This is a genomic window from Paenibacillus algorifonticola (assembly GCF_050481745.1).
GTDB lineage: Bacteria > Bacillota > Bacilli > Paenibacillales > Paenibacillaceae > Pristimantibacillus > Pristimantibacillus algorifonticola_A.
In genome coordinates, this window is sequence record NZ_JBCNGR010000020.1 from 66,175 (window position 1) to 78,819 (window position 12,645).

12 protein-coding genes and 1 riboswitch are annotated in these 12,645 nt (G+C 49.7%); of the genes, 7 read left to right on the plus strand and 5 right to left on the minus strand.

Features of this window, described 5'->3' with window-relative positions:
- Positions 1-431 precede the first annotated feature (431 nt).
- The 4 genes from ABEW34_RS18435 (at position 432) to ABEW34_RS18450 (ending at position 4,386) form a co-directional block, all read left to right on the plus strand.
- Positions 432-1,694 (plus strand): sugar ABC transporter substrate-binding protein, encoded by a 1,263-nt coding sequence (locus ABEW34_RS18435; RefSeq protein ID WP_430160598.1) that lies wholly within the window; start codon positions 432-434, stop codon positions 1,692-1,694.
- Between the two features lie 97 nt (positions 1,695-1,791).
- A complete protein-coding gene (locus ABEW34_RS18440; protein WP_430160599.1) occupies positions 1,792-2,679 on the plus strand; it encodes a carbohydrate ABC transporter permease in 888 nt (295 codons plus the stop codon).
- A 22-nt stretch (positions 2,680-2,701) separates the two neighbouring features.
- A complete protein-coding gene (locus tag ABEW34_RS18445; protein ID WP_430160600.1) occupies positions 2,702-3,532 on the plus strand; it encodes a carbohydrate ABC transporter permease in 831 nt (276 codons plus the stop codon).
- Positions 3,533-3,594: 62 nt separating this feature from the next.
- Entirely contained in the window at positions 3,595-4,386 is a 792-nt protein-coding gene (locus ABEW34_RS18450) for an alpha/beta hydrolase (protein WP_430160601.1), read from the plus strand.
- Between the two features lie 77 nt (positions 4,387-4,463).
- Here the strand turns inward: ABEW34_RS18450 and ABEW34_RS18455 are convergent, their stop codons facing one another.
- The 5 genes from ABEW34_RS18455 to ABEW34_RS18475 all read right to left on the minus strand — a co-directional run bounded on the left by ABEW34_RS18455 (position 4,464) and on the right by ABEW34_RS18475 (position 8,291).
- On the minus strand, positions 4,464-5,096 hold the full coding sequence (locus ABEW34_RS18455) for a hypothetical protein (RefSeq protein ID WP_430160602.1): 633 nt from the start codon (positions 5,094-5,096) through the stop codon (positions 4,464-4,466).
- Entirely contained in the window at positions 5,093-6,295 is a 1,203-nt protein-coding gene (locus ABEW34_RS18460; RefSeq protein WP_430160603.1) for a hypothetical protein, read from the minus strand. The genes ABEW34_RS18455 and ABEW34_RS18460 overlap by 4 nt, the downstream gene beginning before the upstream one ends.
- A gap of 25 nt (positions 6,296-6,320) precedes the next feature.
- Positions 6,321-7,037, minus strand: coding sequence for a hypothetical protein (locus tag ABEW34_RS18465; protein WP_430160604.1), 717 nt, complete (start codon positions 7,035-7,037; stop codon positions 6,321-6,323).
- Positions 7,034-7,528, minus strand: a complete 495-nt coding sequence (locus tag ABEW34_RS18470) for an RNA polymerase sigma factor (protein WP_430160605.1) — start codon at positions 7,526-7,528, stop codon at positions 7,034-7,036. The genes ABEW34_RS18465 and ABEW34_RS18470 overlap by 4 nt, the downstream gene beginning before the upstream one ends.
- A gap of 250 nt (positions 7,529-7,778) precedes the next feature.
- A complete protein-coding gene (locus tag ABEW34_RS18475; protein ID WP_430160606.1) occupies positions 7,779-8,291 on the minus strand; it encodes a YwhD family protein in 513 nt (170 codons plus the stop codon).
- A gap of 253 nt (positions 8,292-8,544) precedes the next feature.
- Between ABEW34_RS18475 and ABEW34_RS18480 the strand changes: the two genes are divergently transcribed.
- The 3 genes from ABEW34_RS18480 (at position 8,545) to ABEW34_RS18490 (ending at position 12,497) form a co-directional block, all read left to right on the plus strand.
- On the plus strand, positions 8,545-10,593 hold the full coding sequence (locus ABEW34_RS18480; protein ID WP_430160607.1) for a M1 family metallopeptidase: 2,049 nt from the start codon (positions 8,545-8,547) through the stop codon (positions 10,591-10,593).
- Between the two features lie 15 nt (positions 10,594-10,608).
- Positions 10,609-11,424 (plus strand): hypothetical protein, encoded by an 816-nt coding sequence (locus ABEW34_RS18485; RefSeq protein ID WP_430160608.1) that lies wholly within the window; start codon positions 10,609-10,611, stop codon positions 11,422-11,424.
- A gap of 429 nt (positions 11,425-11,853) precedes the next feature.
- Positions 11,854-12,025, plus strand: a riboswitch (cyclic di-AMP (ydaO/yuaA leader).
- A gap of 1 nt (position 12,026) precedes the next feature.
- Entirely contained in the window at positions 12,027-12,497 is a 471-nt protein-coding gene (locus tag ABEW34_RS18490; protein WP_056035094.1) for a C40 family peptidase, read from the plus strand.
- Positions 12,498-12,645: the final 148 nt, after the last annotated feature.

Consider the following 12,645-nt stretch of genomic DNA (forward strand, 5'->3'; position numbering starts at 1 on the left):
ACTAAAAGGATTATAGAACGTTTTCAACTTCCCGTCAATTGCTCCCATTATCCGAATTTCATATAAGCGAAACGTTTCTATTATCATTTTAACGCCCCGGAAGCAAATTTCAATAGCCAAAAAAAATGTGTTGAATACGATTACATTCTGTTTTATAATGACATCGAAACGTTTCTATGGTCACTAGCATCTTCTGATGCAATCGCGTATAATCTAAAATCGAAACGTTTCTATGTTTCATAAGGCTTATATATTAAGGGGAGCTTTTCAGGAATATAGGAGAGGAGGCATGTCGCTAAGGGCATATGTTCAGAAGGAAGCCCGTTACTTTAATGCCAGCGCCATTGCATAAACCGGCAACAATAGAGTCATCATTTACTTATGCCACTGCATCTTAAAATTACAGCTTCATAAAGAGAGGAAGATTTAGAATGTTTAATAAATCCGTTAAAGCTGCACTAATCAGCACCATGCTGCTTTCAGGTATTTTGACAGCGTGCTCATCCAATAATACAAATACAACTGGCGAAGCCGCTACTGGCGATCAGCCTGTCACGATTAAAGTTTGGGGCATGGGCGATCAAGAGCAGACGCTCAAAACGATTTCCGAGCAATTCGAAACAGACAATCCGAACATTAAAGTAGATGTGCAAGTGATTCCTTGGGGCTCGGCGCATGACAAGCTGCTGACAGCTGTTGCTTCCAAATCCGGTCCTGACGTGCTGCAAATGGGTACTTCCTGGATGCCAGAATTCGCAAATGCGGGCGCTTTGCTTGATTTGACGCCTTACATCGACCAATATCCTGAATTTAAACCTGAGAACTTTTTCGACGGTATCGTAAAAACAACGCAATTTGACGGCAAAACGTTCGGTATTCCTTGGTATGCTGAAACTCGCGTCCTGTTCTATCGCACCGACCTGCTGAAAGAAGTAGGCTATGACAAAGCACCTGCTACTTGGGATGAGCTGAAGGATGCAGCAACGAAGCTGACTGCGCGCGGCGAAGGCAAATACGGCATTGACCTCGTTCCAGGCGAGCCGACTCTGGGCATTATGTTTGCCCGCCAGAACGGTTCCAAGATTTTTGATGAGCAAAATAAACCTTTGTTCAATCAGCCGGAATTCGTTGACGCTGTAAAATATGTAGGCAGCTTCTATCAAGAGAAGCTTTCTCCTGTAGATCTTGGCATTGATGCTGTTCAAGGCTTTGCTGGCGACGGTGTTATCCCGATGTTCATCAGCGGACCCTGGATGATCAAGCCAATTAAAGAGCAAGCGCCAGATATCGATGGCAAATGGGCAACTGCTGTTCTTCCATCCGGTTCTGCGAACAACAACTCGATTCTTGGCGGCTCTGATCTGACCGTATTCAAATACAGCAAAAACCAAGAAGCGGCCGTTAAGTTTATTGCCTATATGAGCAAACCAGAAGTTCAGTTGAAATGGAAAGAGCTGTCCGATGCGCTTCCAGCTGTACAAAGCGTATGGCAAGATGCTTCTATGACTGCTGATCCTAACCTTCAAGTCATCGGGGAGCAGCTGAAGCATGCTGAAGCAACACCCGCTCTCACCGCTTATGACCAAATTTCGCAAAAATATGTAGCTCACTTTGAGCAAATTTATCGCGCTAACGCTGACGTGCAGACGCAAATGGACGCTTTGAACGTTGAAGCTGAGAAATTAATTAAATAATCTTTTAGCCGGCAGCTGCTTTTGTATAGGGCTGTCGGTTATCCCTATTATTGTCCATTTGCGCTCAAGCGTAAATTTAAAGGATGTGACTTAGCCGATGAAAGGCATATTGAATAATAAAACCCCTTATTTCTTTATTGCGCCAACTTTGATTTTGCTCGCTATGTTCTCCCTGCTGCCCATCGTTATTGCGCTGGTCATCAGCTTCACAGATATGGATCTCGCCGGCCTTGCCGATGTATCCAACATTTCGTTTGTGGGCATGCAAAACTACTTGGACGTATTGACTGACCCCTTATTTCTCCAAGCGATTACCAACACGATCTATTATGTCATTATTGGCGTTCCGTCTGTTATCGCCCTGTCGCTAGCGATTGCGCTGCTAATTAATTTCGGCAAATCCAAAGTATTTACAACGTTCCGCGTTATTTACTATTTGCCGTCCGTAACCAACGTTGTTGCCGTTGCGGTCGTATGGACTTATTTGTACAACCCATCGCTTGGCTTGTTCAACTATTTGCTGAACCTTGTGCATCTTCCAGATGTCCAGTGGCTTCAGCATCCGATTATCGCCAAAATCTCGCTGATCATTCTTGCCTTATGGCGGGCGATCGGTCTGAATATGCTTATTTTTATCGCGGCTATCAAAGGCATTCCACGCTCTTATTATGAAGCTGCGCAAATTGACGGAGCTAGCAACTGGCAGCAAATGCGGACGATTACGCTTCCGCTGTTGCGTTATGCTATTTTCTTCGTTTCCATCACCACGATGATTGGCTGGATTCAATTTTTCGAAGAGCCGCTCATTATGACCAAAGGCGGACCGCTTAACGGCACGATGTCCGTAGCCTTGTTCATTTACAACAACGGCTTCCAATACAGCAAATTCGGATATGCTGCGGCAGGATCCTTTATACTATTTATTTCCATAATCATCATTACGCTCATTCAATTCAAGTTCCAGAACAAGGAAACAGATGTTTAAGGAAAGGAGAGGGGAATAAATTATGGCACCGAAAACAAAAAGCGGCACAGCCCTTCAATGGCTGCTCGGCATTTTGCTGACTGGCGGCGGGATAGTAATGATGCTTCCGTTCGTATGGATGATTATGTCGGCGTTCAAAACGGAAAGCGAGGTTAAGCAGCTGCCTCCAACACTGTGGCCGAAAAATATAACGTTCGAAAACTTCAGCAATCTGTTCGTCAATATGCATTTTGGCACGTATTTGAGCAATACGCTGCTGATTGTCTTTTTCTCCTTCATCGGCTTGTTCCTGAACGCAATGGCTGGTTATGCATTCGCCAAGTTCAAGTTCAAAGGCAAAGATAAGCTGTTCTATCTCGTACTCGCTACGATGATGATTCCCGGCCAGGTAACGATGATTCCTGTTTACCTGCTGCTCAATGAAATGCATTTGACGAATACGATGATCGGCATCGTGCTTCCGGGCTTCGTTGGCGCATTCGGTATCTTCCTGTTCCGCCAATTTATGTCCACGATTCCCGATGAGCTGCTGGAGGCGACCCGATTGGATGGGGCAAGTGAAGTCCGCACCTTCTTTCAAATCGTGCTTCCGATCTCCAAAGCCATTCTAGCAATTCAAGGCATTCTGACGTTTATCGGAGGCTGGAACAGCTTCCTATGGCCGCTCATTATCGCCAATGACGAGAAGCTTTACACGCTGTCCGTCGGTCTGGCTCTGCTTAAGGGCGAGCATGGCAGCAACTATGCTTTGCAAATGGCGGGCTCCACCTTCATGGTACTGCCCGTCGTTATCGTATTTATTTTCTTCCAGAAGCAAATTATTGAGAATTATTCGATTTCCGGCATTAAATAAACGCAGCAGCTTTCACGATATGAAGAGGTTATCAGGAGTGCTAACAAGGAGGTTCCATCGCAATGGCCTTGTTTCAATGTGATTTTTACTCAGAAAAGCTGGGCTTCTCGACCGGCATGTCGGTTATTTTGCCGCAGCCGTCATTAGCTGACCTTTCTTCCCGCAAGGAAGGAACGGATTACAAATATCCGGTACTGTATTTGCTGCATGGGCTGTCGGACGACCATACCGCCTGGACGCGTTATACGTCAATTGAACGTTATGCTTCCAGCAAAGGGATCGCTGTCGTCATGCCTGGCGTGCATCGCAGCTTTTATGCAGACATGGAGCAGGGTGGCCGCTACTGGAGCTTTGTCAGCGAGGAGCTGCCGCTGGTGGCCCGCTCCTTCTTCCCGCTGTCAGCCCGCAGGGAGGACAACTTCGTCGCCGGCCTCTCGATGGGCGGCTACGGCGCGTTCAAGCTGGGACTGCATCATCCTGAGCGCTTTGCCGCTGCGGCAAGCCTTTCTGGCGCGCTTGATGTTGCGAGCCGTCTCCAGCATCCGGACTTCTCTTATACGGACGAAGGCGAGTTTGGACGGTTGTACGGCAGTATGGAGAAGCTCGAAGCTGGGCCCAGCAATCTATTTAACCTTTTAGCCTCTACTGCTGCGCTTGCTCCTGAACAACAGCCGAAGTTTTATCAATGCTGCGGGACAGAAGATTTTCTGTATGAGGATAATCTTCGCTTCAAGGCAGCGATGGAGGACTACGAGCTGACGCTCACCTATGAAGAGGAGCCGGGCATGCATGAGTGGGGCTACTGGGATCGCAATATCCAGCGCGTCCTTGACTGGCTGCCGCTATCCCGCTAGAACATCGAAAGCGCCTGCTCCCGGTAACAATCGGGGCAGGCGCTTTCGATGTTCTTTTATACCTATCAAATGAGTTCTTAAAACCCGCGTTGCTCTATTTTAATCGACTTTGGTAATACCAGCGTCATTTGAGCGTTATACATATTCGACTGAAGCGGGCCATTATGCCGGTCAAATTCGCCGACCATGACATACATGACCGTTCCCACTACGCTTGTGCTAACCAGCTGCTCTGAAGTATCAATCGGCTCTGCAGCCCAGTACTGCACCTGCCCCAGCAATTGCACCTTTCCGCCGTCTACTTGATCTACACTTACCGGACGGAGTGCTTGCACGACGATTTTATCGACCTTCTCCGGCACGGAGATGGGCGCCGTCTCAATAAGAGCCGTCCGTTCCATTTGGCGCATCGCCCCGCGGAATTCATCCAAAATCCCAGTTGATATCAGTCCCGCCATCGCCAGGCTGAAGCTTCCGATCATCCCTACAATAAACAGGCTGATCCAATCATAACGCAGCGTTGTCCGCTCGCTGCCCGCAAACCAAATGTACAATAAAATTTCTGCACCGAGCAAAATAAACACAAGCGGTGCCACCCACAGCAGCATATCGTATGCCCCTGTGCCGCTCCAGATGGAAACCGCCACAGCGATTCCCATCAATAATAAGGCAACGCCCATCGAAAGCGTGCCTACACGCCACTGCTTCATTCGCTTTTCCCCTTCCGCAGCGATTCCGTTGGTGTCCAATCTTTAGGGGGAAGCCCCTTATTTCGTTGGAACCCTCTGCCAAATGCCATGCGCAGCCCAGCGGCGATCATGACAAAAGCTACAAGGGCGGTTGGCAAATTATATTTAATATTTTGATACTGGGCATACCATCTTGGAAAATAATTCGCTGCGTATTCGGCCAGAACACGATCACCCATAAAATACAGCCCGATCAGCAGCAGACCGATGCCGATCCAGCGCTGATAAGGAGCAAACTGCGTAATAATCGCTTGATCCTTTAAGCCTTCCTGCGGTTCAGTCGACAGCTGCCGCATGACATCGAAGAAAGCGAAAAACCAGAATAGCGGCATCAGGAATAGAAACATCGACAGCCGCAGCGCATCCATTAAATAGACGGAGGCGAGGAAGCCGGCCATAATTTGCAGGCCGCGTGTTTGAAGCCCGAGATAGAGATGCCCTGCGCCGGGAAAGAGCGATAGCGTTGCAGCGAGCGCTTTATTTTTGCGCCCCTTGTTCATGTACTCCTCCATCTCTTCAAAAAACGGCCGATCCTCCAAGGGCTCGCCCCGTTTCCTGCGATGCAGCTGCTGTGAAGCATCAAAAATACTGTAAATCCAGATGACGGGCACGCCTAGCAGGAAAATAAGAAACTCTCCTGTTCCCGTTACCATCGATATAAAAATAACAACTGCGAATAAGCCGATGGATGCAACGAGAAAAGCAATGCCCCGCTGCATCAGCCCAAGCGCCATATGGCCCAAACCGGGAACGATGGAGAGCAGCAGCGTGTTCGTACGCTCCTTCTGCTCGCTGTAGGTTAAGATGTCTGCTTGTGCGCGCATCGCTCCTGGCGGGATGTTGCTGTACATCTGATCTGGACTTGGAGGTGCTCCCACACCATAGGCGGCCTCATTCGGATGCGGCTGCCGCCTGCCAATAAGCGTTACAATCATATCAAGCATATTGATGCCCCAGAATAGAAACGACAGCAAGCATAGAACAAAGGCTGTATCGTCATCAATAGAGCTCGCCATAGCAATCAGCAAAAGCAGACCTAGCGGTCCAAACCCTCCCGCCGCATATAACACGAATCGTATTGGACGCCCCAGATAGGCATGGCCAAAACCCGGCAGCATGGACAGCAGCAGCGCAACAAGGGGCTTTTTCTCCCTATTCATTCCTTAATCTCTCCTTCATCATTCGTTATTTAAACCGTTTGGAGGCGATGCCGTCCAGCCAGAGGGATGTGCGGTTCATCATTTGCTGCGACCAGGAGGACTCGCGCTGCTCCTTGTCTCGGATGAGCTGCTCCTCTTTATGCTGCAGCCTGCTATGGTCTATTTTTTCAAGCTCCTGCGAAATGTTGTTTAGTACGCCTGTACCGAGCAGCAGCAGGGTAATGACCGCAGCAGCGGTATAATGGGTTGCCGGATGCTGGAGCCAGGATCTGCGGCGGTATGATTTCTCTTGAAGGAACGGACCCGGCACGGACAGCTGCTCCTGTTTTTCGGATTCCGACGCTCCGAACAGCTGCTTGCTGAGCCTGTGGCCCATCTGCTCAAAATCCGGGAGCTCAATCGCCTGATTTAACAAACTGGCTCCTGGAACGACTCCAGCTATATGAGGCTCAGAAGTAGCGGTGCTCTCCGCCATATCCGCCTCCAACACGAGCATAAATTGCTCTAAGCACACGTCGCATTCAGCAAGCTGCCGCTCGATCTGCTCGCGTTCGAGCTCGGAAAGCACATTCGCCACATACTGCTCCAGAAGGGAAGCCTCCACATGATTCAAATGTTTGCATGCTGAGGATGCTTCATCCGTCACGGGCATGGTCTGCTGTTCTAACGGCCGCTCAACCTGCTTGCCCTGCTGTTTCGTCCTCGAACTCTCGCCATGCTTGTGCTCCTCATGATGACTCATTCAAAGTCCTCCCTTCTCCAGTGCCGCTTGATCCAGTTTCTTGCCCGGTACAGGCGCGATTCTACGCTTTTGCGCTCCAGTCCGGTTGAGGACGAAATTTCCTCGTATGATTTCTGTTCTATATAATAGGCGTTTACGACTTCGCGATAATTGTCCGGGAGCTGCTCTACTTGTTCTCTTATGTAGCGTTGTTCCTCGCGCTCGATCGCAGCGCGCTCCGCTGGCATTGCGGTTCCTTGCCCATCGGTGCCGGGTCCCAGATTGTCCACAAATTCGCTCAGTTCTTCCGGCTTGCGTGCCTTGCTCCTCTTCCAATCAATCGCACGGTTTACAGCAATGCGGGTCACCCAGGTTTTAAAGCCTTCCAGCCTGCACTCGGGGAGAGAGCGGTGAATTTGCAGCAGCACTTCCTGGGTAACATCCTCCGCATCATGCGGCGAATGAAGCACAGCATAAACCGTTTTATAAATATGAGCGCCATATTCCTGCACGAATGACTGGAATTCCGCAGGCCCGCCGTCGCGGAGCGCTATTAACCATGCTTCATCTTGAATCTCTCTCTCCCCCTTCCCTTTATAATAGACGCCAAAACCATGGCTTTCCCCTGCACCTGCAGCAATATTTTTTATAAAAAAGTAAAAAGGCTCCGCTCCAGCGCAGCAATCGCTGCTGCATTGGGGCGGAACCCGTCACATATAAGCTTCCCAGTCAGAAGCTGTCTTGGCCATTTTGTCCGTCATTCTATGCCTCCAAAGCCTGCTTCAGCTCATCGGAAGAGTTATTCCACCATTCTTCATTATGCTCGATTAACAGCTTGCGGAAAGCAGTCTTTTCTTCCGCGCTCAGCTCGCCCAAGTTGTAGCGGCGCTTAATCGCATGATCAAGCTTGTTGACATGGTCAGCGAGAATTTTCCAGCCGCGGCGTGCTTCCGTGTCGATCCACATTTCGCAAGCCGTTGCGCCAGCGTAGTTCGTGCCGTTCTCTCCACGTTCTACCGCAACCCACACAATCCAGCATTGGCGGCCATTCGGCGTATCCTCTTTATTAGGCGAGAACTTGATGCCGCGCTCTACTTTGCTTTTGGCATGCATCGCGCCGTCGTCAATATAAGCGACGCCCGCATCAATAATAACGCAAGATACTTGGCTTAAATCAATGGTGCCTGCACCAAAGCCTTTATGCTGTTTGTTGCTCACGACATTTAGCGCGAGTGATTTCTTTTCTTTTTTCTCCGGTTGTCCTTGCTGTTCCATCCGTTCGTACACGTCCTCTCGTCACATTTCATCTATTGTACTGCCGCAGCAGCTTGCAGCCAATCTCTCCTTTCCATTTTGAACGTTTTTCCCCAATAACACAAGCGCACACGGCACAATTTCCTGCCGAATCCGCAAGCGGCTCCCGCTCTACACGCCTTCATCAGCGCCGCTGCAAAAATCCACAAGACTATTCCGGTACAAGCCGACATATACATGCTGTAGATGCTTGTCAACGGGAGGGAAACGTTCAATGACTCCAGGACCTTTCAAACGAATCGCACTCATTATGCTCTCGGCCGTCCTGCTCGGACTGTCGCTGCATCATGGCTTCGGCAACGCTTGGCTATCCCAGTATACGTACGCCTCTGGCGCCTCAGACCCGATTGGCATGGCCGGTCTCACGACAACAACAGCAGCAGAACAAGCTGCTCCACAAACGGCCAAGCCGCCTGCCCCGGCAGCACCAGCACAGCCTGACTCTGCCCAGATTGAAACGGTACAGACGCTCAGCAAAAGAGTCGTCCAATACAACATGCAAGTGGCGCTTCGGGAGGATATCCGATATTTGGATGGCTCCCAGACCGTGACTTGGACGAACCCAGGCAAAAAAACGGTTTCCGAGCTGTATTTTCATCTATACCCCAATGCCTTTCAATCCCAAAAGTCGACGTTCATGCGCGAGTCTGGCGGCCAACTGCGGGGTGACAAAGCTACGGCCGACAGCCAAGGCTATCTGAAGCTGCTCACCTTGCAGACACTGGAGGGCGAGAGCCTTCTTCCCCGCCTGCATTATGTTCAGCCTGATGACGGAAATACGGACGACTATACGCTGACGAAGCTCAAGCTCCCGGTTCCCGTCGCACCGGGCAAATCAGTAACGCTCTCCATGACCTATGAGGTCAAGCTGCCCGAGGTGTTCGCTCGCATGGGCTATTCCGGGAACTTTGTTATGGCGGGCCAGTGGTTTCCGAAGCTTGCCGTTTATGAGCTGGCTGGCACACGCGGCCGAACGAATGAAGGCTGGAACGTCCACCAGTATCATGGGGATTCGGAGTTTTACAGTGATTTTGGCTTGTATAGCGCCCACATTACAGTGCCAGAAAACTTTAAGGTCGCTGCTGCCGGCATTCAGACCAGGGAAGCTGTGACGCAAAATGGCACAAGCAGCTATCATTTCTATGCTGAGGATGTGCATGACTTTGCTTGGTCAGCCTCACCGGACTTCATATATGCGGAGGACACTTTATCAGCAGCAGGTATTCCGGGTGTACGCATTAAGCTTTATTTGGACCCTGCCCACGAAGGGCTGAAAGACCGCTATATGCATGCAGCGAAATCAGCACTGTCCAAATATGCGGAGTGGTACGGCGATTATCCGTATTCAACGCTGTCCATTATCGTTCCTCCAAAGGGTGCGAATGGCGCAGGAGGCATGGAGTATCCAACGCTCGTGACCGCTTTAGCAGCTGAATCCGGTAACCCTGGCTACAGCCTCGAGCGAACCGTTGTACATGAGATTGGTCATCAGTATTGGTATGGGATGGTTGCATCGAACGAGTTCGAAGAAGCGTGGCTCGACGAAGGCTTTACTTCGTATGCCGAGGATAAAGTGATGGAGAACGCCTATGGTGTTGAGCCTAACTTGGCTATGGAAGCCAGCTATATTACGGCCCCTGCACCGCTAAAGCAGCCTTCATGGGCCTATCACAACAGCGATGAATACGCGGAAAATGTATACATGCGCGCCAAGCTTGTGCTGGTCGGCATTGAGAAGCAGGTCGGAGCAAAGACAATGTCAAAAATTATGCGCACCTATTTTCAAAAATACAAATTCAAGCATCCCGCCACGTCCGATTTCCAGCGTGTAGTTGAGCAAGTTACGAAGGAAAAATGGCAGGACTATTTTCACCAGTATGTATACGGCAGCCTGATGGCGGATTTTTCAGTAGAGGCTATTCGAGTGAAAAAAGTGGAGCAGGACGGCCAAACGGAGTATGAGTCTACCGTGCTGATCAAGCGCAATGGCGGGCAAAATGGGCCAATCCCGCTCGAATTCTCCTTTACCGACGGCAAAAAGCTTTCGAAAGTATGGGATGCCTCCGAATCGCATATCCAATACAAGGTTGTACACCCTGCGCCGCTCGCCTGGGTAGCGGTTGACCCGAAAAACAGCAATGTGCTGGACAACAAGCATATTAACAATTTTATGCGCGCAGAAGTGCCCGAGCAGTCGCGTATTCGATGGAGCCTCGGCCTGACGAAGCTTATTGAAGGCTTGCTTGCATCCGTAGGCTGGTAGAGAGGAGGTTAAAAAATGAAGCAGCATATGAAGCAAGGCTGGCGGCTCGCTATTCGCCATTTCTATATCGTCATTCTGTTATTCCTTTACCAGCTATTATGGGGACTTTTCCTTTACCGATTTATTGATATGACTGTACTGCCGCTGCTGCGGCGCTTTCCACTCCAGCATCCGTCTGATTCAGCCGTGTCGCTGTTCCTCAGCGAGGCTCAGTTTCAATTGACGAAAACAGATTTGATCAATCCTTATTTGTGGCTTCTGGGCGGCCTATTCGCTGCTCGCATGCTGCTGACGCCACTGTTCAATGCAGGGCTGCTCTACTCGCTGCATCATATGGGCGAAACAGGTGAAACGCAGTTTCTTCAAGGCATTCGCAAAGCTTGGAAGCCCGTGACGCTGCTCTATTGGCTGCGCACGCTGCTTATTTTCGCGCCCGGCTGGTTCCTGCTGCCTCGCGCCTTCAAGCTGTTTATGGAGGGCCATTCGCTGAGCGAGCTGCTGCAAGGCACGCTGCCGGGCTTTGGCGGCTGGCTGCTATGGAGCTTCCTCGTTCACCTGCTGCTGCTCGCTATGCAGTTCGGCGCCGCCTCTGGCACAGGCTCCCTGAACTGGCTCGGCCATGCGCTCCGAAACCTGTTCCCTTATGCCGGCCTCTCGCTGCTGATGTGGCTGCTGGCTATTGCCGCTTCGCTCGCTGTATCTGGGCCTTCTTACGCTTGGGCGGGAATGCTGGCACTCATCATGCATCAAGCCTATCATCTGCTGCGCACCTTGTTAAAAGTATGGACGCTCGCTGCGCAATATGATTGCCTGCAATCGAAGCAGAGCTGAGACCCTTAGAAAAATGAGAGTCCCTCCGCCTAATTCTCATTTATTATTCTCATTTTTCTAAAGTCCTTCTCATAAAAAAACCGATTGCGGCCAAAAGGCCGCAATCGGTTTTTTGCCGTTAGCCCGCACATGCGGACAATGACCCCATTTAATTCCCAGCCTATAGGGTGACCTAGCCCAAACTCTCTAAATCTTCATTTTACGCTATAATCCTTGCCTGTCTACACGATTCATAGCATATTGGATGCCTATTTCTCATATAAACTGACAAAAAGTTTTTTTCCCCACGTACGGCGTTAGAACGAACATTTATTAGGCAAGAAACTTGTTTTAACGCTAAATTGAGCTGAAAGGTTACATGAGAATTATTAGAAATTCATTCATATAGGAGGAAATCACATGAAAAAAACGAATTATTAGCGCAGAGCAAAATTAAACCAGCCTAATTTTTTATACCGCAAAGGTATAGAAATACGGGGGAACCACTTTGGGTGAATTGATTTCGATGCTTGGACGGCTTGATTCAAGTGTCTTGGAAATCATAGGGAACCTTCACAACCGAACCCCACAGCTAACCTCGTCGGCACCGGAAGGAGTTTCAAATTTTGAAGAAGGTTACTGCACTACTCGTTGGTCTTGTATTAATGCTTGCTTTCCAAGCAGGCAGCGTGTTCGCGAGTTCGAAGATGGATGGTGTTATCGCTGATCTGATTGGCACACCTTACCAAAGCGGCGGAACGACTACGAAAGGCTTCGACTGCTCCGGTTTTACGAAGTATGTTTTCGACAAAATGGGCATCGATCTTTCCCGTACTTCCCAAGCCCAATCGAACGATGGCAGTGAAGTGAAGAAGAGTGACCTGATCGCTGGCGATCTTGTATTCTTCAACACGAGCGGCAAAGGCATCTCCCACGTTGGTATTTACGTAGGTGATGGAAAGTTTGCACATGCTTCCTCGAGCAGAGGCGTTATTATTAGCAAACTTAGCGAGTCTTATTATGCTGATCGTTACGTGTCAGCTACACGCGTTATGAGCCAAGACGCTTACGACAAGTACGCAAGCGAGCAATAGAGCCAGACCACGCTTTTTTCGCTTACATAACGAAAAGCTGCTGTCTCAATCAGCAAAGCCGCAGTTGTTTGTCTTCGGACAAATAGCTTGCGGCTTTGCTGTTTTCTGGCATGGACACAAGGGGGCTCGTTTCCATGCATGTATGTAT

Excerpts from the sequence above, each read along its gene's own strand:
- ABEW34_RS18435 (WP_430160598.1), top strand. The coding sequence starts at position 432 with ATGTTTAATAAATCCGTTAAAGCTGCACTAATCAGCACCATGCTGCTT.
- ABEW34_RS18440 (WP_430160599.1), top strand. The coding sequence starts at position 1,792 with ATGAAAGGCATATTGAATAATAAAACCCCTTATTTCTTTATTGCGCCA.
- ABEW34_RS18445 (WP_430160600.1), top strand. The coding sequence starts at position 2,702 with ATGGCACCGAAAACAAAAAGCGGCACAGCCCTTCAATGGCTGCTCGGC.
- ABEW34_RS18450 (WP_430160601.1), top strand. The coding sequence starts at position 3,595 with ATGGCCTTGTTTCAATGTGATTTTTACTCAGAAAAGCTGGGCTTCTCG.
- ABEW34_RS18455 (WP_430160602.1), bottom strand. The coding sequence starts at position 5,096 with ATGAAGCAGTGGCGTGTAGGCACGCTTTCGATGGGCGTTGCCTTATTA.
- ABEW34_RS18460 (WP_430160603.1), bottom strand. The coding sequence starts at position 6,295 with ATGAATAGGGAGAAAAAGCCCCTTGTTGCGCTGCTGCTGTCCATGCTG.
- ABEW34_RS18465 (WP_430160604.1), bottom strand. The coding sequence starts at position 7,037 with ATGAGTCATCATGAGGAGCACAAGCATGGCGAGAGTTCGAGGACGAAA.
- ABEW34_RS18475 (WP_430160606.1), bottom strand. The coding sequence starts at position 8,291 with ATGGAACAGCAAGGACAACCGGAGAAAAAAGAAAAGAAATCACTCGCG.
- ABEW34_RS18480 (WP_430160607.1), top strand. The coding sequence starts at position 8,545 with ATGACTCCAGGACCTTTCAAACGAATCGCACTCATTATGCTCTCGGCC.
- ABEW34_RS18485 (WP_430160608.1), top strand. The coding sequence starts at position 10,609 with ATGAAGCAGCATATGAAGCAAGGCTGGCGGCTCGCTATTCGCCATTTC.